The 23,744-nt window shown below is 72.5% G+C and carries 20 protein-coding genes; 15 read left to right on the forward strand and 5 right to left on the reverse strand.

Annotation, left to right across the window (positions count from 1 at the left end; translation table 11 throughout):
* Positions 1 to 33: 33 nt before the first annotated feature.
* The 5 genes from AB0N84_RS10415 (at position 34) to AB0N84_RS10435 (ending at position 5,229) form a co-directional block, all read left to right on the forward strand.
* Positions 34 to 1,776: a dihydroxyacetone kinase family protein gene (locus tag AB0N84_RS10415; RefSeq protein ID WP_363545898.1), complete on the forward strand. Its 1,743-nt coding sequence runs from the start codon at positions 34 to 36 to the stop codon at positions 1,774 to 1,776.
* Positions 1,773 to 2,246 (forward strand): ribose-5-phosphate isomerase, encoded by a 474-nt coding sequence (locus tag AB0N84_RS10420; RefSeq protein WP_182045641.1) that lies wholly within the window; start codon positions 1,773 to 1,775, stop codon positions 2,244 to 2,246. The genes AB0N84_RS10415 and AB0N84_RS10420 overlap by 4 nt, the downstream gene beginning before the upstream one ends.
* 106 nt (positions 2,247 to 2,352) lie before the next feature.
* Entirely contained in the window at positions 2,353 to 3,423 is a 1,071-nt protein-coding gene (locus tag AB0N84_RS10425) for a sigma-E factor regulatory protein RseB domain-containing protein (protein WP_363545901.1), read from the forward strand.
* Positions 3,420 to 4,400 (forward strand): ATP-binding cassette domain-containing protein, encoded by a 981-nt coding sequence (locus tag AB0N84_RS10430; protein ID WP_363545904.1) that lies wholly within the window; start codon positions 3,420 to 3,422, stop codon positions 4,398 to 4,400. Before AB0N84_RS10425 ends, AB0N84_RS10430 begins: the two co-directional genes overlap by 4 nt.
* Entirely contained in the window at positions 4,387 to 5,229 is an 843-nt protein-coding gene (locus tag AB0N84_RS10435; RefSeq protein WP_363545907.1) for an ABC transporter permease, read from the forward strand. The genes AB0N84_RS10430 and AB0N84_RS10435 overlap by 14 nt, the downstream gene beginning before the upstream one ends.
* Positions 5,230 to 5,302: 73 nt before the next feature.
* On the opposite strand, the gene AB0N84_RS10440 is transcribed toward AB0N84_RS10435, so the two are convergent.
* The 3 genes from AB0N84_RS10440 to AB0N84_RS10450 form a co-directional block, all read right to left on the reverse strand.
* Positions 5,303 to 6,364, reverse strand: a complete 1,062-nt coding sequence (locus AB0N84_RS10440; RefSeq protein ID WP_363545910.1) for an NADP-dependent oxidoreductase — start codon at positions 6,362 to 6,364, stop codon at positions 5,303 to 5,305.
* Positions 6,365 to 6,436: 72 nt separating this feature from the next.
* Positions 6,437 to 7,768 carry an LCP family protein gene (locus AB0N84_RS10445; RefSeq protein WP_182045636.1) on the reverse strand — a complete coding sequence of 444 codons (1,332 nt, stop codon included), beginning with the start codon at positions 7,766 to 7,768 and terminating at the stop codon, positions 6,437 to 6,439.
* A gap of 157 nt (positions 7,769 to 7,925) precedes the next feature.
* Complete coding sequence (locus tag AB0N84_RS10450; protein ID WP_363545913.1) at positions 7,926 to 8,840, reverse strand: metallophosphoesterase; 915 nt, start codon at positions 8,838 to 8,840, stop codon at positions 7,926 to 7,928.
* 59 nt (positions 8,841 to 8,899) lie between these two features.
* Between AB0N84_RS10450 and AB0N84_RS10455 the strand changes: the two genes are divergently transcribed.
* On the forward strand, positions 8,900 to 9,910 hold the full coding sequence (locus tag AB0N84_RS10455; RefSeq protein ID WP_182045634.1) for a GntG family PLP-dependent aldolase: 1,011 nt from the start codon (positions 8,900 to 8,902) through the stop codon (positions 9,908 to 9,910).
* Positions 9,911 to 9,962: 52 nt separating this feature from the next.
* On the opposite strand, the gene AB0N84_RS10460 is transcribed toward AB0N84_RS10455, so the two are convergent.
* Entirely contained in the window at positions 9,963 to 10,238 is a 276-nt protein-coding gene (locus AB0N84_RS10460) for a type II toxin-antitoxin system RelE/ParE family toxin (RefSeq protein ID WP_363545917.1), read from the reverse strand.
* The gene (locus tag AB0N84_RS10465) at positions 10,231 to 10,494 is read right to left on the reverse strand and encodes a type II toxin-antitoxin system prevent-host-death family antitoxin (RefSeq protein ID WP_182045632.1); all 264 of its coding nucleotides are present in this window, start codon (positions 10,492 to 10,494) and stop codon (positions 10,231 to 10,233) included. The genes AB0N84_RS10460 and AB0N84_RS10465 overlap by 8 nt, the downstream gene beginning before the upstream one ends.
* A 221-nt stretch (positions 10,495 to 10,715) precedes the next feature.
* Between AB0N84_RS10465 and AB0N84_RS10470 the strand changes: the two genes are divergently transcribed.
* From AB0N84_RS10470 to AB0N84_RS10510, 9 genes are all read left to right on the forward strand, one after another.
* Entirely contained in the window at positions 10,716 to 11,726 is a 1,011-nt protein-coding gene (locus AB0N84_RS10470) for a LacI family DNA-binding transcriptional regulator (RefSeq protein WP_182045631.1), read from the forward strand.
* A gap of 101 nt (positions 11,727 to 11,827) precedes the next feature.
* Positions 11,828 to 12,922 carry a LacI family DNA-binding transcriptional regulator gene (locus tag AB0N84_RS10475; RefSeq protein ID WP_363545921.1) on the forward strand — a complete coding sequence of 365 codons (1,095 nt, stop codon included), beginning with the start codon at positions 11,828 to 11,830 and terminating at the stop codon, positions 12,920 to 12,922.
* 257 nt (positions 12,923 to 13,179) lie between these two features.
* The gene (locus tag AB0N84_RS10480; protein WP_363545924.1) at positions 13,180 to 14,499 is read left to right on the forward strand and encodes an extracellular solute-binding protein; all 1,320 of its coding nucleotides are present in this window, start codon (positions 13,180 to 13,182) and stop codon (positions 14,497 to 14,499) included.
* Between the two features lie 47 nt (positions 14,500 to 14,546).
* Positions 14,547 to 15,434, forward strand: coding sequence for a sugar ABC transporter permease (locus AB0N84_RS10485; RefSeq protein WP_363546066.1), 888 nt, complete (start codon positions 14,547 to 14,549; stop codon positions 15,432 to 15,434).
* Between the two features lie 68 nt (positions 15,435 to 15,502).
* Complete coding sequence (locus AB0N84_RS10490) at positions 15,503 to 16,321, forward strand: carbohydrate ABC transporter permease (RefSeq protein WP_259346053.1); 819 nt, start codon at positions 15,503 to 15,505, stop codon at positions 16,319 to 16,321.
* Positions 16,322 to 16,441: 120 nt separating this feature from the next.
* Positions 16,442 to 18,712: a family 78 glycoside hydrolase catalytic domain gene (locus AB0N84_RS10495; protein ID WP_363545927.1), complete on the forward strand. Its 2,271-nt coding sequence runs from the start codon at positions 16,442 to 16,444 to the stop codon at positions 18,710 to 18,712.
* A 219-nt stretch (positions 18,713 to 18,931) separates the two neighbouring features.
* Entirely contained in the window at positions 18,932 to 20,104 is a 1,173-nt protein-coding gene (rhaI, locus tag AB0N84_RS10500) for an L-rhamnose isomerase (protein ID WP_289457176.1), read from the forward strand.
* Between the two features lie 4 nt (positions 20,105 to 20,108).
* On the forward strand, positions 20,109 to 22,196 hold the full coding sequence (locus tag AB0N84_RS10505) for a bifunctional aldolase/short-chain dehydrogenase (protein ID WP_363545930.1): 2,088 nt from the start codon (positions 20,109 to 20,111) through the stop codon (positions 22,194 to 22,196).
* Between the two features lie 4 nt (positions 22,197 to 22,200).
* Positions 22,201 to 23,664 carry a rhamnulokinase family protein gene (locus tag AB0N84_RS10510; RefSeq protein WP_363545933.1) on the forward strand — a complete coding sequence of 488 codons (1,464 nt, stop codon included), beginning with the start codon at positions 22,201 to 22,203 and terminating at the stop codon, positions 23,662 to 23,664.
* Positions 23,665 to 23,744: the final 80 nt, after the last annotated feature.

Consider the following 23,744-nt stretch of genomic DNA (forward strand, 5'->3'; position numbering starts at 1 on the left):
CACCCAGCCCCGACAACGGAGGACCCCAGCACCATGACCACCATCCACGACGCTCCCGAGGAGTTCGCCGAGGACCAGCTCGCCGGCTGGACCGCGCTGTACGCCGACCGCGTCCGACCCGTCCACGGCGGCGTCGTCGCCCTGCCCACCGCCGGCGCCGAGCCGCAGGTGGCCGTCGTCGTCGGCGGCGGGTCCGGCCACTACCCGGCCTTCTGCGGGCTCGTCGGCCCTGGCCTGGCGACCGGCGCCGTCGTCGGCAACGTCTTCACCTCGCCGTCCGCCGCACAGGTCTGGTCGGTCGCCCGGGCCGCCGACCAGGGACGAGGCGTCGTCCTGGCCTTCGGCAACTACGCCGGCGACCGGATGAACTTCGGGCTCGCGGCCGAGCGGCTCCGCGCCGAGGGCATCGACACCCGGATCGTCACCGTGACCGACGACGTCGCCTCGGCCGCGGACCCCGCCGACCGACGCGGGATCGCGGGAACCCTCGCCGTGTCCAAGGCCATGGGCGCCGCGGCCGCCGCAGGGGCACCGATCGACGAGGTCGAGCGGACCGGCCGACGCTGCAACGCCGCGACCCGCACGATCGGCGTCGCGGCCTCCGGCTGCACCCTGCCCGGCGCGGACCGGCCGCTGTTCCGTGTGCCGGACGGGCACCTCGGGCTCGGTCTCGGGATCCACGGCGAGCCGGGCATCCGCGACGTCCCGCTGCTCTCCGCGACCGCGCTCGCGGCCCTGCTCGTCGACCGGCTCCTCGACGAGCGTCCGGACGGCGCCGGCACACGCGTCGCGCCGGTGCTCAACGGCCTGGGCGACACGACACAGGAGGAGCTCTTCCTCCTGTGGGGCCGGGTGCTCCCTCTGCTCGCTGCCGCCGGCCTCGAGGTCGTCGAGCCCGAGGTCGGCAACGTCGTCACGAGCCTGGACATGGGCGGGTGCTCCCTGACCCTGCAGTGGCTCGACGACGACCTCGAGCGCCGGTGGCGGGCGGACGCCTACGCACCGGGCTACCGCAAGGTGGCGGCGCCGGTCGCCGCGCTCGTGCCGGCCACGGCGGTGGCCGAGGCCGCTGCGGAGGCGACCGTCGCGCCGGAGGCGAGCGCCGCCTCCCGGACGGCCGCCGGAGCCGCACGCGCCGCGGTCACGGCGATGGACGAGCTGCTGCGCGACGCCGAGGAGACGCTCGGTCGCATCGACGCGGTCGCCGGCGACGGCGACCACGGTCGCGGCATGGTGAAGGGGGTGGGTGCGGCCCGACGGGCGGTCGAGCAGACCGGCCGGGAGGCAGGGGTCGCCTTCGTCCTCGGCCGCGCCGGTGAGGCGTGGGCCGCCTCCGCCGGCGGCACGTCCGGGGTGCTCTGGGGTGCCGCGCTCGAGGCGTTCGGTCGGTCGCTCGGCGACGCTGCGGACCGCCTCACGGCGGCCGACGTCGTCGACGCGGCGCAGGCGTTCGCCGACGCGATCGTGCACCTCGGCGGTGCGCAGCGCGGCGACAAGACGCTGCTCGACGCGCTCCTGCCGTTCGTGGACGCGCTGCGTGCCGCCGTGGGGTCGGGCGCGCGACTGGACGAGGCGTGGCGGACGGCCGCTGCGGTCGCCGTCGAGCAGGCGGCCGCCACCGCCGGGCTCACGCCGCGTGTGGGCCGGGCACGGCCCCTCGCCGAGAAGAGCGTCGGCACCCCGGACGCGGGTGCGACGTCGATGGGGATGGTGCTCACGTGCGTCGGCGAGGTGCTCGCCGCGCGCGTGGACGACCGGGAAGGGGTGACGGCATGACGTTCCGTCTGGTGATCGGGTCGGACGACGCGGGGTTCGACCACAAGGAGGTCCTCCGACGCGACCTCGAGGCCGACGACCGCGTGGCGAGCGTGGTCGACGTGGGCGTGGACGCCGACGGGCACACGGCGTACCCGCACGTCGCCGTCGAGGCGGCGCGCATGGTGGCCGACGGCCGGGCCGACCGGGCGCTCCTGGTCTGCGGGACGGGTCTCGGCGTGGCCATCGCCGCGAACAAGGTGCCCGGCATCCGTGCGGTGACCGCGCACGACCCGTTCTCGGTCGAGCGGTCCGTGCTGTCGAACGACGCGCAGGTGCTCTGCCTCGGCCAGCGCGTGGTCGGCGTCGAGCTGGCGCGGCGACTCGTGCGCGAGTGGCTCGGGTACACGTTCGACCCCGCCTCGCCGAGCGCCGAGAAGGTCCGGGCGATCTGCGCCTACGAGGGAGGGGTGCCCGAGGAGCTGCCTTGACGGTCGATCCCCAGCCGGTCGATCCCCAGCCCGCCGATCCCCAGCCGGTTGTCGGCTGCCGGACGTACGGTTCCCTCGTCCCGAAGCTCCTCCCGGAGGGAACCCGATGAAGAAGTCAGCCTGGCTGCCCGCAGTCATCGCACCGGTCGTCGTGGCCGGTGCCGTCGCCGCGCCGGTGATCGCGAACGCCGCCGCCGACCCGATCGCGGGGAAGGACCCCAGCGCGGCAGCCGTCCTGGCGAGCGTGGCCTCGTCGCGGGACGCGCAGTACTCCGGTCAGCTGGCGCAGACGAGCGACCTCGGGCTCCCCGAACTCCCGTCGGGCAGCGGTGGTTCGTCGCTCGAGGGCGACGCCTCGGACGTGCTCGACCTGCTGACCGCGTCGCACACCGCCCGCGTCTACGTGGACGGTGTCGACCGGCAGCGGTTCCAGCTCACCCAGCAGCTGGCCGAGCAGGACGTCGTGCGGAACGGCTCCGACGTCTGGACGTGGGACTCGAAGGAGCGCAAGGCCGTGCACGTCACGCTGCCCGCGGGTTCCGACGTGCCGCAGGCCGGCACCACGACGCCCGCCGACGCAGCGGAGGGCGCGATCGCCGCGATCACGCCGAGCACCCGGGTGTCCGACCCGACGGCGGTCCGCGTCGCCGGGCACGCCGCGTGGCAGGTCACGCTGACCCCGCGGTCGTCGGACACGCTCGTCGGCACCGTCCGGCTCGCGGTCGACCAGCAGACCGGACTGCCGCTGCGCGTGACCGTGACGGCCGCAGGACAGCAGGACCCCGCGTTCCAGGTCGGCTTCACGAGCCTCGACTACGGCGCACCCGCGGCCCGGCTGTTCGACTTCACGCCGCCCTCGGGTGCCGAGGTCAGCACGCAGGACCTCTCGGAGCGGGGCGGCCACCACGGTGGCACGGGGCACGACGGCGCGACGCACCGCGGTGCCGAGCCGGCCGTCACCGGCTCCGGGTGGGACACCGTCGTCGAGTTCCCCGCGGGGACGGCAGGTCGCCCGACCGCCGACACCGACGCGACCGCGCTGCTCGACCAGCTGACGAAGTCGGTCGACGGCGGACGTGCCGTGCAGACGTCGCTGGTGTCGGTCTACCTGACCGACGACGGCCGGGTCCTGGCCGGTGCCGTCCCGGTGTCCGCCCTGGTCGCCGCCGCGAAGTGACGGCGGAGGCGGGCCAGGACCGGCACGACGACGACCCGGCGCCGCAGCCGGCGGTCCGCACCGCGTCGCTCGTCAAGGTCTTCCGGAAGCAACGCGCCGTCGACGGCATCGACCTGACGGTCCCCCGCGGTTCGGTCTTCGGGTTCCTCGGACCGAACGGCTCGGGCAAGACCACGACGATCCGGATGCTGCTCGGGCTGTCCTCTGCGACGAGCGGCACGATCGAGCTGCTCGGGCGTCCGATGCCGGCGGCCCTGCACGACGTGCTCCCCCGGGTCGGGGCGCTCGTCGAGGGACCGGCGTTCTACCCGTACCTCTCCGGTCGCGCGAACCTGCAGCGCTTCGACGCGGCCGACCCGACTTCGGACCCGCGCACGCGCCGTGACCGCGTCGCCACGGCGCTGGAGCGCGTCGGCCTCACGCACGCCGCGGACAAGAAGGCGCACGCGTACTCGCTCGGCATGAAGCAGCGCCTGGGGCTGGCGAACGCGCTGCTGGCGCCCCGCGACCTGCTCGTGCTCGACGAGCCCACGAACGGCCTCGACCCGCAGGGCACCCGCGAGGTCCGGAACCTCATCCGGTCCCTCGCCGACGACGGCACCACGGTGTTCGTCTCGAGCCACCTGCTCGCCGAGATCGAGCAGGTCTGCACCCACGCGGCGGTGATGCGCAGCGGGCGGCTCGTGGCACAGGGCTCCCTCGACGAGCTCCGCGCCACGGGCGGCCGCACCGTGACCGTCCGGACGCCGGACGTCGGCGCGGCCGGAGCCGTGCTCGCGCGGCTCGGGCTCGCGCCGCGTCGCGAGGCCGGGGTGGACACGCTCGTCGCCGACCTGCCCGCCGACGTGGAGCCCGAGGCGGTGACCGCCGCACTCGTGCGGGCCGACGTGCGCGTGCGGGGCCTGAGCGTCGGTGGCGGCACCCTCGAGGACCTGTTCGTCGCGCTCACCGGAGAGGGGTTCGATGTCGCAGCCTGACGTCGTCCGACGCCCGTCCCGCCCGTTCGCCCTGCTCGGCTCGGAACTCGCGCTGGTGTTCCGCCGGCGCCGCACCTGGGCGATGCTCGGCGCGCTGGCCCTCGTCCCGGTGCTCATCGCGATCGCGGTGCGACTGACCACCGACCGGGACTCCGGCGGGCCGGCGTTCCTCGGCGACATCACGAACAACGGCCTGTTCGTGGCGTTCACCGCGCTCACGGTGTCCATCCCGCTGTTCCTGCCGCTCGTGGTCGGGGTCGTCGCGGGTGACACGGTCGCGGGCGAGGCCTCGCACGGCACGATCCGCTACCTGCTCGTCGCACCGACCGGACGGGTGCGCTTCATCCTCGTCAAGTACGCCGGAGCGGTCGCCTTCTGCCTGGCGGCGACGCTCCTGGTCGTGCTGGTCGGCGCGGCGGTCGGGGCCGTGCTGTTCCCGATCGGACCGGTCACGCTGCTCTCGGGCACGCAGGTCGGCGGGTGGTCGTACGCCGGACGGGCCGTCCTGCTCGCCCTCTACGTGACCCTGTCGATGCTCGGGCTGGCCGCGATCGGCCTGTTCGCGTCGACGCTGACGACCGTGCCCGTCGGGGCGATGGCGGCGACGGTGGTGCTCGCCGGGGTGTCCCAGGTGCTGGACCAGCTCCCCCAGCTCGACTGGCTCCACCCGTTCCTGTTCTCGCACCTGTGGCTCGGCTTCGGCGACCTGCTCCGCGACCCGATCTCCTTCGACTCGTTCGGGTCGAACGCCGTGCTGCAGCTCGGGTACGTCGCGGTGTTCGGCGCCCTGGCGTACGGCCGGTTCGCCACGAAGGACGTCCTGAGCTGACGCGACGGGGCCGTCCCGACGACGGCCCCGGCGTCCCGTGGGACACCGGGGCCGTCCGTCGGCCGGACGCCGGTCAGGCCGACGGGCTCGCCGACCCGCCCGCCATCGTCTCGGTGTCCGACCCGCGTTGCTCGGCGTACCGGTCGCGCAGGTCGCGGGCCTTCTCCGAGCGGTACCAGTCGAGGCGCGCTCCGGTCTCGACCGTCTGCATGCCGATGACGACCTTGCCGCGGGAGCGCATCTCGGCGAGGTCCTCGTACGCGTCGACGATGTACTCGAACGGGTAGAACCCCGAGATGAGCACCTGCACGCGACGGTCCTGCACGGCCTTCGCGAGCATGGTCAGCAGGTCGCGGGCCTCCTCGTCCTCGGCGGGTGCGCGGAGGAAGCGGATCTCGACGTCGCGGCGGTCCTCCGAGGAGACGACGCGTTCCGCGGGCACCCCGAGCCGGGCCGCGAGACCGGTCTCACGGTCGCCACCGTGGTTGTCGATGAAGGCCGTGATCGGGCGACCGTCGGCGATCGAGCGGATGCGGTCCTCCTCGCCGTCGCCGTAGGCCACCGGGAGTGTGCCGATCTGCCGCAGGTAGTCGTGGTTCCGCGGGCTGCCGAGAGCGATGACGGTCGCTCCGGCGTCGTGGGCGAGCTGGCACTCGATGTGCCCGACCCCGCCCGCCGCCGCCGTGATGACCACGGTGTCCTCCGGCCCCAGGCGGAGCCCGCGGACGATCGTCGAGGCGGTGGCGCCGGCGAGGTAGAGGCCGCCGGCGACCTCCCACCCGACGTGCTCGGGCTTCTTCACGACCGCGCCGCGCGGGACGCGGATCCAGGTCGCGTGCGCACCGCCCTCGGGCGCGTGGCCCATGACCTCGTCGCCGACCTTGAGGTCGCGCACCTCCTTGCCGCGGGCACGGACGATGCCGGCGAAGTCGACGCCCTGGTGCGCCGGGAACGTCAGGTCGACGTGGTCGCGGAGCTTCCCCTCGCGGAGGAACCGCTCGACGTGGTTGAGACCGGCGGCGACGACCTCGACGACCACGTCGCCGGGGCCGGGTTCGGGACGTTCCTGCGGGACGAGGTCGACGACGTCGAACCCGCCGTACCGGTCGTACTGCACTGCACTACCGACGCGCATGGGTGGCTCCTTCCGTGGGCATGGCTCCGGTGTACTCGTGACCCCGGGGCGGTGTCCGTGAGCCAGGGGTACCTAGCGGGAGCCCTTCGAGCAGGTCTGCTCCGCCGCACTCTGCCCGGTGATCGTCGACGGCAGTGCGGTCGGCGTGCCCGGGGCGGGAGCGGACGACGCCGGGGTCGACGCCGCCGGAGTGCCGCCACCCGACGCGGTCGTGCCGTCCGCCGGAGCGCTCGACGCCGGAGCGTCCGGAGCCGGAGCAGCCGGGGCGGCGGACGAGCCCGGCGCGGCGGCGTCCGGTGCCGCGACGGCGCCGCGTCCGATCGAGCCGTCGGCGAGCTGCGTGCGCCGGTCGTCCTGCAGCGCGGTGTTGAGCAGGTGCGCGGCGTCCTGCTCGACCACCAGGCGGTTGCGGTCGTCTGGGTCGTCGGCGGTGGGGTACTGCACGAGCAGCATGTCCGAGGTGTCGGTGTCCCGCAGCGCCGCCGCGAGGGACACGAGGGTGTTCGTCCGGTTCAGCCCCTCGGAGAGCGTCATGCTCGACGTCGCCGCCGACGCGAACCGGAACAGCGTGACCGGGTTGGCGAGGGCGTCCTCGTCGGTGAGCTTGCGGAGCATCGCCGAGAGGAACACCTGCTGGTTGCTGATCCGCGCGAGGTCGCTGCCGTCGTCGACACCGTGGCGGGTGCGGAGGAACGCGAGCGCCTCGTCGCCCTGGAGCGCGACCTCACCGGCGGGCAGGTTCAGGAACGAGCCGTCCGAGATCGGCTTCGCGAGGCAGACCGTCACCCCGCCGAGCGCGTTGCTCATCGAGATCACGCCGTCGAAGGTGACGAGCCCCGCGTACGGGATCGTCAGACCGGTCAGGTTCTCCACGGTGCGGACCACGCAGGCGACGCCGCCGTTCGGCCCGCCCTGGGCGAGCGCGGTGTTGAACATCGCCTTCGGCTGCGCCGGGCTCACCGCGCCGGTGTCGGGGTCCGTGCACGACGGGATCGGCACCATCGTGTCCCGCGGGAACGACACCGCCGTCACCTGCGAGTGGTCCTCGCTGATGTGGACGAGCATCGTGACGTCGTTGCGGGCGCCCTCGGTGTCCTCCGGTTCGGCGTCCTGGCCGACACGCGTGTCCGAACCGATGAGCAGGATGTTCGCGCCGCCCTGGATCGCGTTGATGTCCTGGCGCGCCGCCCGGGCCTGGTCGCCGGGACCGAGCTCGACCGTGGCGATGTTGCCCCGGAGGTCGTTCGCGGCGATGGCCGCGACGCTGCCGACGCTGACCAGGGCGACGACCGCGGCGGTGCCGACGACGCCGAGGAGCGTCGCGACCGGTCGGCTGCGCCGCAGCTTCCCGTGGCGTACTCCGCTGCCCGTGCGACGCTGCGGTCCCCGTGCACTCGCGGCCACCGTGTCCCCCTGTCCTGGTCGCTCCGACGCTACCGGAGGGCTCCACGCGCCTCTGCCCCCAACCCGGGGCGCGGCGGCGGGAGGCGACGACCGTCGCACGGGAGGCGCGTGGCGGGGCCGCCACGCGCCTCCCGTCCGACCGGTGGTCGCCGGAGCGTCACGGCCTGCCCGCCTGCGCGGCGATGCGCGCGACCGTCTCGCGGTCCAGCACGAACGCGATCGGGTCGCTGTCCGGGCGCGGGACGCGGACCGGCGTCGACCAGACCGAGCCGTCCGTCGCGACGTCCACCACCAGCGCGCCCGCCGCCACGTGGGCGGACTCCTCGTCGTACGGCCCGACGACGTCCGTGTCGTTGGCGACGCCGGGGGCGACGAGCACGGGGACGCCGGCGAGGGACCCGACCGCGTGGTGGTGCTGGTGGCCGCCGAGCACGACCCGGACGTCGGACCCGTCGAGGAGCGCGGCGAGGTGCTCGGGGTCCTGCAGGCGGAGGGCCTCGTGCAGGAGCGTCGGGGACGGCACCGGGGGGTGGTGCAGGACGACGACCGTGCCGTGCGGCACCGGGTCCCCGGTGAGCGCTGCCTGCAGCCGTTCGGCCGCGGTCTCGCTGACCTCGCCGTACCCGGCGCCGGGAACGCTCGTGTCGACCGTGACGATGCGGAACCCCGCGACGGTCGACCAGCCCGAGACGGGGACGCTCGGCGGCAGGTACTCCATGGTGTGCGCGAGCGGACGACCGCCCTCGCCGAGGACGTGCCCGTTCGCGAACACCTGGCGGAACCCCTCGCGGAGGTCGTGGTTCCCCGGCACGACGACGAACGCGGCGCCGTGTCGCTCCGCCCAGCCGCCGACGCGTTCGCGGACCGTCCGGTACGACGCGACGCTGCCGTCCTCGGACACGTCGCCCGAGATCACGACGAGACCGACCCCCGGCACACCCTCGACGTGGGCGAGGACGGCGTCGAGCGCGGCGGTCGTGTCGACCGAGCCCTGGTGCAGGGCGCCGTCACCGGTCAGGTGCGTGTCGGACAGGTGGAGGATGCGGAGGGTTCCGGCTGCGGGCGGCTGCATGCGGCACACGGTAGCGACGCCGGTCGTCCACGGTCTGGACGGCGCGTTAGCGTTGCCTGGTGACCGACGCCCCGATCGACCTGCGCTCCGACACCGTCACCCGCCCGACCCCGGCGATGCGCCGGGCGATGGCCGAGGCCGAGGTCGGCGACGACGTCTTCGGCGAGGACCCGGAGACGAACGCCCTCGAGCGGGAGGTCGCGGACCTGCTCGGGCACGAGGCCGGGCTCTTCACCCCCACCGGCTCCATGGCGAACCAGCTCGGGCTGCGGCTGCACGTCGCCCCCGGGGAGGAACTGCTGGCCGACGTCCGCGCCCACGTGGTGCGGGCGGAGCTCGGTGCGGCCGCCGTGTTCTCCGGCATAACCACGCGGACCTGGCCGTCCGAGCGCGGACGGCTCGTCGCCGCGGCGGTGGCCGAGGTCGCGGAGCCGAACGCCGGGGCGTACAGCGTGTCGACGACGGCGATCGCGATCGAGAACACGCACAACTTCGGCGGCGGCACCGTCCAACCCCGCGACGAGGTCACGGCGGTGCAGGCCTTCGCCCGCGAGCACGGCATCGCGGTGCACCTCGACGGTGCCCGGCTCTGGAACGCACACGTCGCGTCCGGGGTCCCCCTCCGCGAGCTCGCCGACGGCTTCGACACCGTGTCCGTCTGCCTGTCGAAGGGCCTCGGCGCACCGGTCGGCTCGGTGCTCGTCGGTTCCCGCGAGCACGTCGCCGCCGCCCGGACCTGGCGGAAGCGGTACGGCGGCGGCATGCGGCAGACCGGCTTCCTCGCGGCCGCCGGCCGGTACGCGCTGCAGCACCACGTCGAGCGGCTCGCCGAGGACCACACCAACGCGCGGGTGCTCGCGGCGGCGCTCGGCGTCGACCCGGCGACGGTCGACACGAACATCGTGTTCGCGGACGTGGCCGACCCCGCGGCCTTCGTCACGGCGGCGGCGGAGCAGGGTGTCCGGGTCATGCAGCTCGGGCCGCGGAGCGTCCGGCTCGTGACGCACCTCGACGTCAGTGCCGAGGACACGGCCCGGGCCGCCGAGGTCCTGGCGGCGATCCCGCGCTGACCCCCGGCGGCCGCCGTGGACGGACGGCCCTCCGGCCTGCACGTGACGACGTCTACCGGTAGACGTCGCGACGGTGGCCGATCACCAGCACCAGGACGACCAGGCGGTCGTCGACGACCTCGTACACGATGCGGTGATCGCCGACCCGGACACGGAGCTCCCCCGGGCGTCCGACGAGCGCCGTGGCACCGGGCGGACGCGGCGTGGACCGTAGCAGCACCAACGCCGCGAGCAGACGACGCTGCACGGCGCGATCGACCTTGGCGAGCGTCTTCGCCGCGCGCTTCGTCAACTCGACCCGGTACTCCGGCGAGGGGGCATCAGTCAAGCGTGATCCCGAGCTCACGAGCGACGTCCTCGAGCGGGAGGGTCTGCGGGTCGTCCTCCAACTCGCGACGGACGGCGTCGACCGCTGCTCGGTCGATCGCGTCCTCGAGTGCCTGCAGCGCGCGGTGTGCCAGGTCCGCCTCGAGCACGACCACCTGCTCCCGACCACGGACGGTGATCGCCACCGGTTCGCGGTGCGCGTGGTCGAGCAGGTCGGACCACCGCTGACGGGCTTCGCTCGCGGGCAGGTTGTACATGTACTGATCGTACGATCGGTACGGTTCACCTACAACCACCGGCGGCCGATGCCGGATCGTGATTCTCACCGGACCACCGACGTGCTTCGCTGACCCCGTGGGACGATGGCGCGTACGGACGACCGGCTCGACGCTGGTGCTGGCCGCCGCGCTGCTGCTGTCGGCCTGCCGGTGACGATCCACTGAGCGGTCCGGCACCCACCCCGTGCCAGGATGACGACATGGCGGTGAGCGTTCGGGAGGTCGCAGCGCTCGCTGGCGTGTCCCTCGGCACGGTCTCGAACGTCCTCAACCGACCGGACAAGGTCGCGCCCGGGACGGTCGACCGGGTCCAGGCCGCGATCGCCGAGCTCGGCTTCGTGCGCAACGACTCGGCGCGGCAGCTCCGGGCGGGCCGGAGCTCCACGGTCGGTCTCATCGTGCTCGACGGCGGCAACCCGTTCTTCACCGACGTCGCCCGCGGCGCCGAGGACGCTGCGATGACCCGCGGCCTGGCCGTCCTCGTGGGGAACTCGGACGAGTCCGCCGACCGCGAGCAGACGTACGTCGACCTGTTCGAGGAACGCCGCGTCGCCGGCCTGCTCGTCTCCCCGGCGGGCGACGACCTCGCACGCCTCGAACGGCTCCGCGACCAGGGCACCGCCGTCGTGCTGGTGGACCGTCGCGCCGACGACGACCACTTCGCGTCCGTCTCCGTCGACGACGTCGCGGGCGGCCGACTCGCCGTCGAGCACCTCACCGGGATCGGACGCCGCCGGATCGCGTTCGTCGGCGGCCCCTCCGGCATCCGCCAGGTCGCCGACCGCCATGCGGGCGCCGCGGCCGCAGCAGCCGAGGCCGGCGCCACGCTCGAGGTCCTCCCGACCACGTCGCTGTCGGTCCTCGAGGGCCGCCGGATCGGCGAGGAGCTCCAGGCCCGCCCCGCCACGGAGCGCCCGGACGCCGTCTTCGCGGCGAACGACCTGCTCGCCGTCGGGCTCGAGCAGGCGTTCATCATGCGCGGTTCGGTCCGGGTGCCGGAAGAGGTCGCCATCGTCGGGTACGACGACATCGCCTTCGCCGAGGCCGCCGTCGTGCCGCTGACCTCGGTCCGCCAGCCGGCGCAGGACCTCGGCCGCCGGGCCATCGAACTGCTCGTGGCGCAGGTCGAGCAGGGGCAGGGCATCGCGCTGGAGCACGTCGAGTTCACGCCGGAGCTCGTGGTCCGGCAGTCCACCGTCCCCGAGCGCTGACCCGCCCGGTCGCGGACCCGCCCACCGACCGGCCGGGAGGCGCGGACGCGGCCCGGCACCGCGCCTCCCGTCCGGCGCGTGCGCACCCCTAGCATCGAGGCATGGTGCACATCCCCCGCCGCGACGCACCGCCCAGCGTGCACCACGTGGCCGCCCGGGCGGGTGTGTCGCTGGCGACCGTCTCGAACGTGCTGAACCACCCGGAACGCGTCGCCGATGCGACGGCGGCCCGGGTGCGCGACGCGATCGCGGCCCTCGGGTACACGCCGAACCGGAACGCCCGTGCGCTGGTCTCCGGACGGACGCGCTCCATCGGACTCGTGGTGACCTCGCTGCGGAACTCCCTGTTCACGGACATGGTCAGCGGCGCCCAGGCAGCAGCGCGCGAGCGGGGCGACACGCTGATCGTGACGAACAGCGACGACGACCTCGACGCGCAGGCCGAGCACCTGGCGTTCATGGAGAGCACGCGGGTGTCCGGGATCCTGCTCGCGTCGATGACGACCTCGCGGGCGCAGGTCGAAGCGGCGCGGCAACACGGGCTGCCGGTCGTCTACGTGAACCACGAGCCGGAGGACGTCGACGCGTGCGCGGTCGTGGTCGACAACGAGCAGGCCGGGTACGTGGCGGCGACACACCTGATCGAGGAGGGCTGTCGACGGATCGGGTTCGTGAGCGCACGACCGGACCTGCAGCCCGTTGCACGACGACGAGCGGGGCTGCTCCGGGCGGTCGCCGAGCACCCCGGCGTGACGCTCGTCGACGTCGACGCCGGGGACATCGATCCGCCGGGCGGCACGGACGCCGGTGCCCGGATCGCGGCGATGTCCCTCGAGGAGCGGCCCGACGGCGTGCTCGGGGTGACCGACCTGCTCGCGATGGCGGTCGTCACCGAGCTGCGCGGCGCGGGGATCCGCGTGCCGGAGGACATCCCGGTGACCGGGTGCGACCACAACTCGATCGCGTGGGGCGGCGCCGTGCCGCTCACGTCGGTGACGCAGCACGGCGAGGACATGGGGGCCGTCGCGGTCGAGCTGTTGCACGCGGAGCTGTCGGAACCGGCATCGTCGCACGTGCACCGGACGGTGGTGCTCGGGAGCGAGCTCGTCCCCCGGGAGAGCACGGTGGGTCGGGCGCGCGCTGTCGCGGCGGCCCGGGCGGGGCGACCGAGCGATCCGCGGCGGACCGAGGCGTAGGAGCGGACCGGCGGCATCGCCCGGCCGAGCGGGTGCGCGGCGGCCGGCGCGCGGCCGGGGGCCCGGTCCGCTGGACGGGAACCGAGTGAGCGCGCACTTCGTCACGAATCGGGATCAGCGATTGACACGCTTCAACCGCCGTGGTTCGATTCCGATTGAAACGTTCTAAGCACCAGCACCGGACCCCGCACCGTAGCGGCGGACCGGGTCCGTTCCACCCGGGGTACTCCACACCGGGCCTTACGAGGAGGTAAGGAATGTCAGCTCGTTCCCTGACCACGCGTCTGATCGCCATCGGCGGCGCGGCGGTCCTGATCGGCGGACTGACCGCGTGTTCGTCCGGCGACTCCGGCGGCAGCAGCGGCGGCAAGGTCGAGATCAGCTACCTGATCGACAACGGTCCGGCCACCGCCGCGACCGCGAAGCCGCTGATCGCCGCCTTCGAGAAGGCGAACCCGGACATCACGGTGAAGCTCGACACCCGCCCGCAGGGCACCGACGGCGACAACCTGATCAAGACGCAGCTGTCCACCGGCGAGATGGCCGACGTCTTCAACTACAACTCCGGTTCGCTCCTGCAGGCGCTCAACCCGGACAACACCCTCGTCGACCTCTCCGACCAGTCGTGGGCGAAGGACGTCGACCCGCAGTTCACGAAGGTCGTCAGCACGAGCAAGGGCATGTACGGCGCCCCGTTCGGCACGAGCTTCGGCGGCGCGATCATGTACAACAAGAAGGTCTACGAGAAGCTCGGCCTGAGCGTCCCGACGACGTGGGACGAGTTCATCGCCAACAGCGAGAAGATCAAGGACGCCGGCGACGTCGCCCCGATCATCCAGACGTACGGCGACACCTGGACGAGCCAGCTCTTCGTCCTCGCCGACTTCGCGAACATCACCGCGCAGCAGTCGGACTGGGCTTCCGAGTACACGGACCACAAGGAGTCCTACACGAAGGACCCGGCCTTCGCCGGCTTCGACCACCTCGCGGAAGTCGAGGACAAGGGCCTGCTCAACCAGGACTACGCGTCGGCCACCCAGGCGAACGGGCTGAAGATGCTCGCCGAGGGCACCGGCGCCCAGTACCCGATGCTCACGAACGCGATCTCGACGATCCAGCAGGACAACCCGAGCAACGTCGACGACATCGGGGCCTTCGCCATCCCGGCGCAGGACGCGTCCGACACACGACTCACGATCTGGGAGCCGAACGGCCTGTACGTCCCGAAGACGACGACCGGTGACAAGCTGTCCGCCGCGAAGAAGTTCATCGCGTTCGCGAACTCCTCCGAGGGCTGCGGGATCCAGAACGACACCGGGACGCCCGGCGGCCCGTACGTCATCTCGACCTGCTCCCTGCCGAGCTCCGTCCCGCCGATGATCGGTGACCTGCAGAAGTACCTCGACGAGGAGAAGGCGAGCCCGGCGCTCGAGTTCCTGTCCCCGATCAAGGGCCCGAACCTCGAGAAGATCTGCATCCAGGTCGGCTCCGGCATCTCCTCGGCCGCCGTGGGCGCGAAGCAGTACGACCAGGACGTCGTGCAGCAGGCCCAGCAGCTCGGCATCAAGGGCTGGTGAGGACGGTGACCGCGACGCTCACGACGGCGGCCGTTCCGCCGGAGACGATGCAGGCCGGCCCCGGTCCGGCGCGCAGGAAGATGCGCTCGTACTACCCGGCGTGGTTCTTCATCCCGGCGATCGCGTTGTACGTCGTGTTCTTCGCGGTCCCGACCTTCGCCGGGTTCTACTTCTCGCTCACCCGCTGGACGCTGTTCGACCAGACCTTCATCGGGTTCGACAACTTCGTCCGCTTCTTCCAGGACCCGCAGCTCGTCTCGGGGTTCGTCCACACGTTCGAGTACGGGTTCGTGACGAGCGCGGCGAAGGTGGTCCTCGGACTCGCCCTCGCCCTGCTCCTCACGAGCCCCGTGCTCGGGCGCGGCTACCTCCGAGCGGTGGTGTTCTTCCCCGTGCTGGTGTCCACCATCGGCATCGGCATCACCTTCAAGGCGCTGATGGACCCGTTCCACGGGATCATCAACGGTGTGCTCGGCTCGGTCGGCCTCCCCACACCGGGGTGGCTCACCGATCCGGCGCTCGCGCTCTGGAGCGTCGCGGCGGTGGACATCTGGAAGGGCGTCGGCATCGCCACGCTGATCTTCATCGCCGGCATCGTCGCGATCCCGCAGGAGTACTTCGAAGCGGCTCGAGTCGACGGCGCGAGCTCGTGGACCATCTTCAGGAACATCACCCTGCCGCTCTCGCGACCCGCGATGGGGACGGTCATCATCCTGTCGCTCATCGGCGGCCTGCGGTCCTTCGACCTCATCTGGGCGATGACCGGCGGCGGTCCGGGCTTCACGAGCGACGTCATCGCGAGCGTGATCTACAAGCAGTACCAGGCCGGCTTCTACGGCTTGTCCACAGCGGGCAACGTCGTGCTCTTCGTCGTCGTCACGGCGATCATGGTGCCGATCTCCTGGCTCATCAACCGCAAGGAGGCGGACCTGTGACCGCACCAGCACTCGGACGAGCCGGCCGCCCCGCGGCGGCGGTCCGACGGCCCGTCAAGCGGGAGACCGTGCAACGGTGGACCGTCGGCACGATCGCCATCGTCGTCAGCTTCGTCGTGTTCCTCGTGCCGTTCGTGTTCATCCTGCTGCAGGCGATGAAGTCACCCGCGGACGCGAACCAGCTCGGCTTCACCCTGCCGACGCAGTTCCAGCTGTGGGAGAACCTCGCGACCGTGCTGCAGACCGGCGACGGCGGGATCCTCCGGGCGTTCGTCAACAGCGCCGTGCTCACGGTCGGCAGCGTCGTCGTGATGGTCGTGTTCTCGGCCATGGTCGGCTACACGCTCCAGCGCCGTCCGAGCCGGTGGAACGGGGTCATCAACTTCTTCGTCCTGGCCGGTCTCATCGTGCCGCCCGCCATCGTCCCGACGATCTGGGTGCTGCAGGGGCTCAACCTGTTCAAGACGATGGGCGGGATGATCCTCATCGAGGCGACCTTCGGCCTGTCGTTCTGCATCCTGCTGTTCCGCGCCTTCGTCGCCACCATCCCGAAGGAGCTCGACGAGGCCGCGGTCCTCGACGGCGCTGGCCCGATCCGCCTGTTCTTCGGGGTCGTCCTGCCGCTGCTCAAGCCCGTCATCATCACGGTCGTCCTCGTGCAGTCGGTCACGGTGTTCAACGACTTCACCAACCCGCTGTACTTCCTGCCGGGCTCCGAGAACGCCACGGTGCAACAGACGCTCTACGCCTTCCAGAGCCAGTCGGTCAGCCAGCTGAACCTGCTGTTCACGGACGTGCTGCTCATCACGATCCCGCCGCTCGTCCTCTACGTCTTCTTCAACCGGCAGATCGTCGCCGGCATGACCAGCGGCGCCGTCAAGGGCTGACGCCCGACCCGGCCGGGAGGAACGGACAACCTCCCCCGAGTCGCCCCACCACCACGGGCGGCTCGGTCCACGACACCAGCACCGGTCGACGACGACCGGTCGCGTGAAAGGACCCACCACATGACCACCTGGACCGCATCGTTCCTCGCGAGCGACGACGACCTCGGGAGCGCACCGATCCTGCGCCGGGAGTTCACCCTCGACACCGGCCACGGCGACGTGACGAGCGCCACCCTCGCCCTCAGCGCCCTCGGCGTGGTCGAGGCCTGGCTCGGCGGCCGCCGGGTCTCCGACCACCTGCTCGAACCCGGGTGGACGAGCTACGAGTGGCGTGTGCGGGTCGTCTCCCACGACGTCACCGACCACCTCGTCGGCACCGAGCCGGGCGGCGATGCCGTCCTCGCGCTCGTCGTCGGGAACGGGTGGGCCGCCGGTCGCCTCGCGTGGGGAGGCGGCGGCGGGTGGTACACCGACGAGCGCGCCGGTGCCGCCGAGCTCCGGATCGGGTTCGCAGACGGCCACGAGCAGCGTGTCGCGACCGACGGGTCGTGGCGAGCGCTGCCGAGCGGCATCACCGCCGACCAGCTCTACGACGGCGAGGACGTCGACGCCCGCGTGCCCGACGACTGGCAGCGTCCGGGTGCGGTCGAGGGCGGCTCGGCGGTGCACACGGTGGACCTCGGCGAACGGGAGCTCGTCGCCGACACCGTGCCGCCGGTCCGCCCGCTCGCGGAGATCGCACCCGTCGAGGTCTGGACGAGCCCGTCGGGAGCGACCTTGGTGGACTTCGGCGTCAACCTGGTCGGCTGGGTCCGGGTCACCGCGACCGGACCGGCCGGCACGGTCCTGACGCTCCGCCACGCCGAGGTCCTCGAGCACGACGAGCTCGGCACCCGCCCGCTGCGGACCGCGGCGGCCACGGACCGGTTCACGCTGAGCGGGGGCGAGGACGTCCTCGAGCCGCGCTTCACCTTCCACGGCTTCCGGTACGCCTCCGTCGACGGCTGGCCCGGCTCGCAGGACGACCTGCGGGCGGCGCTCACCGCGGTGCAGGTCGGCAGCGACCTGCACCGGACGGGCACGTTCGCGTCGAGCCACGAGCTGCTCGACACCTTCCACGACAACGTCGTCCGCGGCATGCAGGGCAACTTCCTCAGCGTGCCGACCGACTGCCCGCAGCGCGACGAACGCCTCGGTTGGACGGGCGACATCGCCGCCTTCGCCCCCACGGCCGCCTACCTGTTCGACACGAAGGCGTTCCTCGAGGACTGGCTGCGCGACGTGTGGCTCGAGCAGCAGCACGCCGACGGGGTGATCCCGTTCGTGGTGCCGGACGTGCTGAAGTACTCCCCCGCCGAGGACTTCGGCAAGCCGGACGCCACCGCGGTCTGGTCGGACGCCGGCGTCTGGGTGCCGTGGACCCTGTACCAGGCGTACGGCGACACGACCGTGCTCGCGGAGCAGTTCGACTCGATGGTCGCCCACGTCCGGCGGGTCCGCGACCACCTGTCCCCGCAGGACGTCTGGGACACGGTGTTCCAGTTCGGCGACTGGCTCGACCCGGACGCGCCGCCGGAGGCCCCGGCCGACGCGAAGGCGGACAAGGGCGTGGTCGCCACGATCTGCGCGTTCCGGTCGGCGTCGATCGTGGCCGAGGTGGCGGAGCTGCTCGGCCGGGACGCGAGCGAGTTCCGGGAACTGGCCGCGCGCCTCCAGGCCGGGTTCCGGACCACCTACCTGCAGGAGGACGGCAGGATCACGTCGGACGCGACCACCGTGTACACGCTCGCGATCGTGTTCGGGATCCTGCCGCCGGAGCAGGAGGCCGTGGCCGGAGATCGTCTGGCGGAGCTCGCCGCCGCCGCCGGGTACCGGATCTCGACGGGCTTCGCGGGGACGCCGTTCATCACCGACGCGCTGACGCAGACCGGGCACCTCGAGGACGCCTACCGGCTCCTCCTGCAGACCGAGTGCCCGTCGTGGCTGTACCCGGTGACGATGGGCGCGACCACGGTGTGGGAGCGCTGGGACTCGATGCTGCCGGACGGGTCGATCAACCCCGGGCAGATGACGTCGTTCAACCACTACGCGCTCGGTGCCGTCGCGGACTGGATGCACCGCGTGGTCGGCGGCCTGACAGCGACCGCGCCGGGCTACGCGTCGGTGCGGATCGCACCGCAGCCGGGCGGCGGCCTGACCTGGGCGGCGACCGCGTACGAGAGCGTGCACGGGCGGATCGCGGTCCGGTGGGAGCTCGTCGACGGGGAGCTCGTCGTCGAGGCCACGGTGCCGGAGGGCGTCGACGCGGTGGTGGTGCTCCCAGGGGCCGAGGAGCGGCCGGTCGGTGCCGGCACGCACACGTTCCGGGCGCCGGCGGGCGTACCTGCGTAGCGGCGTCGCGGTGTGGCGGGGCACCGGCGGGGAGCCGGCGGGGAGCCTGGCCTGTGACGAACCACGGAAGCGACGTCGAACCAGCTCCGGTGCCTGGTTCGACGTCGGATCCCTGGTTCGGATCACCAGGTTGCTCCGCCACCAGGCCGCACCGCTTGCGCGCCGACGCTGCGAGGCGTACCGTATGAAACGATTCAATCGACCACGAGGAAGTGCACGATGACATCAACCCCGAGCTTCGCGGGGATCGCCGGACAACTGGCGGCCCAGCAGATCGAACTCCCGAGCTGGGCCTTCGGCAACTCGGGCACCCGCTTCAAGGTGTTCTCCACGCCGGGCACGCCACGCGACCCGTACGAGAAGATCGCCGACGCCGCGCAGGTGCACCGGTACACGGGCCTCGCCCCGACCGTCGCGCTGCACATCCCCTGGGACCTCGTCGACGACTTCGCAGACCTCGAGCGGCACGCCGAGGAGCACGGCGTCCGGCTCGGCACGGTCAACTCGAACACGTTCCAGGACGACGACTACAAGTTCGGTGCCCTCACCCACGTGGACGAACGGATCCGGCAGAAGGCGATCGACCACCACCTGCAGTGCATCGACGTCATGCACGCCACCGGCAGCCGCGACCTGAAGATCTGGCTCGCCGAGGGGTCGAACTACCCGGGACAGGAGGACATGCGCTCCCGCCAGGACCGCCTGCACGAGTCCCTGAGCACGATCTACGACCGGCTCGGCGACGACCAGCGCCTGGTGCTCGAGTACAAGTTCTTCGAGCCGTCGTTCTACCACACGGACGTCCCGGACTGGGGCACGAGCTACGTGCAGACCGCGGCGCTCGGGCCGAAGGCGATGGTCTGCCTCGACACCGGCCACCACGCGCCGGGCACGAACATCGAGTTCATCGTGATGCAGCTCCTGCGCCTCGGGAAGCTCGGCAGCTTCGACTTCAACTCGCGCTTCTACGCCGACGACGACCTCATCGTGGGCGCCGCCGACCCGTTCCAGTTGTTCCGGATCCTGGTCGAGGTGATCCGCGGTGGCGGCTACGACGACCCGGACGTGGCGTTCATGCTCGACCAGTGCCACAACGTCGAGGACAAGATCCCCGGCCAGATCCGCTCGGTGCTCAACGTGCAGGAGATGACCGCCCGAGCACTGCTCCTCGATCGGGTCGCGCTGACCGCCGCGCAGGAGGCACACGACGTACTCGGCGCGAACGAGCTGTTCATGGACGCCTTCCAGACCGACGTCCGGAAGGACCTCGCCGAGTGGCGGGAGTCCCGCGGACTGCCCGCGGACCCGATGCGGGCCTACCTCGACTCCGGCTACCAGCGCCGGATCGCCGAGGACCGCGTCGGCGGCGTGCAGGCCGGTTGGGGCGCGTAGGCACATGACGATCGACAGCCTGGAGGCACGGGTGGACCCCGCAACGCACGACACCACCGCGGACGACACGGTCAGGGCCCTCGTCGCCCGCTCGAACGCGCTCGGCTCGGACCCACGGATCACGAACTACGCGGGCGGCAACACGTCCGCCAAGGGCACCGACACCGACCCGGTCACCGGCGAGCCCGTCGAGCTGCTCTGGGTGAAGGGTTCCGGGGGCGACCTCGGCACCCTGACCCCGTCGGGCCTCGCCGTGCTCCGAGTGGACCGGGTACGGGCCCTGCGGCACGTCTACCCGGGCGTCGAACGCGAGGACGAGATGGTCGCCGCCTTCGACCACACCCTGTTCGGCAAGGGCGGTGCGGCGCCGTCGATCGACACCGCCATGCACGCCCTCGTCGACGCCGCACACGTCGACCACCTGCACCCGGACGCCGGCATCGCGATCGCGACCGCCGCCGACGGCCCGGAGCTCACCGAGCGGATCTTCGGCGACCGGGTCGTCTGGGTGCCGTGGCGTCGTCCGGGGTTCCAGCTCGGGCTCGACATCGCCGCGATCGAGGACCAGCACCCCGAGGCGATCGGCACGGTCCTCGGCGGTCACGGCATCACCGCGTGGGGTGCCACCAGCGCCGAGGCCGAGGCCAACTCCCGGTGGATCATCGACACCGCCGAGCGGTACATCGCGGAGCACGGGAAGGACCAGCCGTTCGGCGCGGTGCGTCCCGGCTTCGAGGCGCTGCCCGAGTCCGACCGCCGTGCCCGGGCAGCCGCACTCGCGCCGACGATCCGCGGCATCGCCGGCCACGACGCGCCCGTCGTCGGCCACTTCACCGACAGCGACGTCGTCCTGGACTTCCTGGCGTCAGCGCGCGCCGAGGAGCTCGCGGCGCTCGGCACGAGCTGCCCGGACCACTTCCTCCGCACCAAGGTGCAGCCGCTCGTCCTCGACCTCCCCGTCACGGCGAGCGTCGAGGAGCAGCGCGCACGCCTCCGCGAACTGCACGAGCAGTACCGCGTCGACTACCAGGCCTACTACGACCGCCACGCGACGGCGGACAGCCCGGCCATCCGGGGCGCCGATCCGCTCATCGTGCTCGTCCCCGGCATCGGCATGTTCTCCTACGGCAAGGACGCGCAGACCGCGCGCGTCGCCGGCGAGTTCTTCGTCAACGCGATCAACGTCATGCGCGGCGCCGAGGCACTCTCCACCTACGCCCCCATCGACGAGGCCGAGAAGTTCCGCATCGAGTACTGGACGCTGGAGGAGGCCAAGCTGCAGCGCATGCCGGCGCCGAAGCAGCTCGCGACGCGGATCGCCCTCGTGACCGGCGCCGCGAGCGGCATCGGCAAGGCGATCGCGAAGCGCCTCGCCGCCGAGGGTGCCGCCGTCGTCATCGCGGACCTCGACCTCGCCAAGGCGCAGGCGGCCGCGGCCGAGATCGGCGGCCCGGACCAGGCGATCGGCGTGGCTGCGAACGTCACGAGCGCCGTCGAGATCGAGCAGGCGATCCAGGCGACGCTGCTGCACTTCGGCGGCCTCGACCTCGTGGTGAACAACGCCGGACTCTCCCTCAGCAAGAGCCTGCTCGAGACCACCGAGCAGGACTGGGACCTGCAGCACGACGTCATGGCGAAGGGCTCGTTCCTGGTGTCGAAGGCCGCAGCGACGGCCCTCATCGAGCAGGGCCTCGGCGGCGACATCGTGTACATCTCGAGCAAGAACTCAGTGTTCGCCGGCCCGAACAACATCGCCTACTCCGCGACGAAGGCCGACCAGGCCCACCAGGTGCGACTGCTCGCGGCCGAGCTCGGCGAGCACGGCATCCGGGTCAACGGCATCAACCCTGACGGCGTCGTCCGCGGCTCCGGCATCTTCGCCTCCGGTTGGGGTGCGAACCGGGCGAAGACCTACGGCGTCGACGAGGAGGACCTCGGGAAGTTCTACGCGCAGCGCACGATCCTGAAGCGCGAGGTCGTCCCCGAGAACGTCGCGAACGCGGTGTACGCCATCTGCACGTCGGACTTCTCGCACACGACCGGCCTGCACGTCCCGGTGGACGCCGGCGTCGCCGCGGCCTTCCTGCGGTAGCGCGATGCACACCGACGGCAGCGTCGCCGCGGTCGACCTCGGTGCCACGAGCGGCCGGGTCCTCCTCGCCCACGTGGACCGGGACGGCATCCGCACCGAGCAGGTCGCCCGCTTCCCGAACGGTCCCGTGGCGCTGTACGAGGACGGCCGCGAGGCCCTGCACTGGGACGTCGTCGGCCTGCTCGGGCAGGTCGTCGCCGGGCTCCGTGACACGCTCCGACGCGCCCCCGACCTGACGAGCATCGGCGTCGACTCGTGGGCGGTCGACTACGCGCTCCTGCGGGAGGGACGCCTGCTCGGGCTGCCGTACCACTACCGCGACGCCCGGCACGAGGCGGGTGTCGCCCCCGTGCACGAGCGGATCACCGCCGCTGCGCTGTACGCCCGGAACGGCCTGCAGCACCTACCGTTCAACACCGTGTTCCAGCTCGCCGCCGACCCGGACGCACACCTGGCGGACCGAGCGCTCCTCGTGCCGGACCTGCTCGGGTACTGGCTCACCGGCGTCACGGCGACGGAACGGACCAACGCGTCGACCACCGGGCTCGTCGACGCGACCACGCGCGGTTGGGACCCGACCCTGGTGGCCGCCACGGGCCTCCAGACCGGGCTGTTCCCCGACCTGCGCGATCCGGGCGACCGACTCGGCACGCTCCTGCCGTCCCTCGGCGGCGGCGTCCCGGTGACGCTCGTCGGGTCGCACGACACGGCGTCCGCGGTGGTCGCGGTCCCCGCGACCGACGACGACGTCGCCTACGTCTCGTCCGGCACCTGGTCGCTCGTCGGGGTCGAGCTCGACGCACCCGTCCTGACGGACGCGGCGCGCGCTGCGAACTGCACGAACGAGGGCGGGGTGGACGGCCGTGTCCGCTTCCTCAAGAACGTGTCGGGGCTGTGGCTGCTCTCCGAGAGCGTCCGCACCTGGGAGCGTGGCGGCGACCGCGTCGACCTGGAGGCGCTGCTCGCCGCCGCCGCGGAGGTCACCGAGCCGGTGGCCGTCTTCGACGTCGCCGACGACGTCTTCACCGCCCCCGGCGACCTCCCTGCACGCATCGCGACCTGGTGCACCGAGCGGGGCCTGGCGGTTCCGGGCTCGCGCGCCGAGGTCGTACGGTCGATCCTGGAGTCCCTCGCCGTCGCGTACGCCGAGACCCTGCGGACCATCACCGAGGTGACCGGCAAGGACGTCCGGGTCGTGCACGTCGTCGGCGGCGGGTCCCAGAATCGGCTGCTCTGCCAGCTCACCGCCGACCGGACCGGCCTGCCCGTCCTGGCCGGTCCGGTCGAGGCGACGGCCCTCGGCAACGTGCTCGTGCAGGCCCGCGCGAACGGGCTCGCCGGACTCGGAGGAGCATCGCTGGCAGCGCTGCGCGACCTCGTCGCCCGGACCGTCGAGCCGGTCCGCTACACCCCCGCTCCGGGCTCGGACGCCCGCGGCCACCGCACCACCATCAGGAGCCACGCATGACCACCACCGACGACCAGCACCGCGTCGACCCCGCGACCGGCGCGCCCGCTGCCGCGACCGGCCCGGCCTCGAACGCCCGC

Source organism: Curtobacterium sp. NPDC089185, assembly GCF_040685235.1.
GTDB classification, from domain to species: domain Bacteria; phylum Actinomycetota; class Actinomycetes; order Actinomycetales; family Microbacteriaceae; genus Curtobacterium; species Curtobacterium citri.

What these genes read in the sequence shown, in the direction of transcription:
- AB0N84_RS10505 (WP_363545930.1), top strand. Translation starts at nt 20,109, where the DNA reads ATGACGATCGACAGCCTGGAGGCACGGGTGGACCCCGCAACGCACGAC.
- AB0N84_RS10435 (WP_363545907.1), top strand. Translation starts at nt 4,387, where the DNA reads ATGTCGCAGCCTGACGTCGTCCGACGCCCGTCCCGCCCGTTCGCCCTG.
- AB0N84_RS10475 (WP_363545921.1), top strand. Translation starts at nt 11,828, where the DNA reads ATGGTGCACATCCCCCGCCGCGACGCACCGCCCAGCGTGCACCACGTG.
- AB0N84_RS10420 (WP_182045641.1), top strand. Translation starts at nt 1,773, where the DNA reads ATGACGTTCCGTCTGGTGATCGGGTCGGACGACGCGGGGTTCGACCAC.
- AB0N84_RS10450 (WP_363545913.1), bottom strand. Translation starts at nt 8,840, where the DNA reads ATGCAGCCGCCCGCAGCCGGAACCCTCCGCATCCTCCACCTGTCCGAC.
- AB0N84_RS10510 (WP_363545933.1), top strand. Translation starts at nt 22,201, where the DNA reads ATGCACACCGACGGCAGCGTCGCCGCGGTCGACCTCGGTGCCACGAGC.
- AB0N84_RS10440 (WP_363545910.1), bottom strand. Translation starts at nt 6,364, where the DNA reads ATGCGCGTCGGTAGTGCAGTGCAGTACGACCGGTACGGCGGGTTCGAC.
- AB0N84_RS10415 (WP_363545898.1), top strand. Translation starts at nt 34, where the DNA reads ATGACCACCATCCACGACGCTCCCGAGGAGTTCGCCGAGGACCAGCTC.
- AB0N84_RS10495 (WP_363545927.1), top strand. Translation starts at nt 16,442, where the DNA reads ATGACCACCTGGACCGCATCGTTCCTCGCGAGCGACGACGACCTCGGG.
- AB0N84_RS10425 (WP_363545901.1), top strand. Translation starts at nt 2,353, where the DNA reads ATGAAGAAGTCAGCCTGGCTGCCCGCAGTCATCGCACCGGTCGTCGTG.
- AB0N84_RS10485 (WP_363546066.1), top strand. Translation starts at nt 14,547, where the DNA reads ATGCAGGCCGGCCCCGGTCCGGCGCGCAGGAAGATGCGCTCGTACTAC.
- AB0N84_RS10470 (WP_182045631.1), top strand. Translation starts at nt 10,716, where the DNA reads ATGGCGGTGAGCGTTCGGGAGGTCGCAGCGCTCGCTGGCGTGTCCCTC.
- AB0N84_RS10480 (WP_363545924.1), top strand. Translation starts at nt 13,180, where the DNA reads ATGTCAGCTCGTTCCCTGACCACGCGTCTGATCGCCATCGGCGGCGCG.
- AB0N84_RS10465 (WP_182045632.1), bottom strand. Translation starts at nt 10,494, where the DNA reads ATGTACAACCTGCCCGCGAGCGAAGCCCGTCAGCGGTGGTCCGACCTG.
- rhaI (WP_289457176.1), top strand. Translation starts at nt 18,932, where the DNA reads ATGACATCAACCCCGAGCTTCGCGGGGATCGCCGGACAACTGGCGGCC.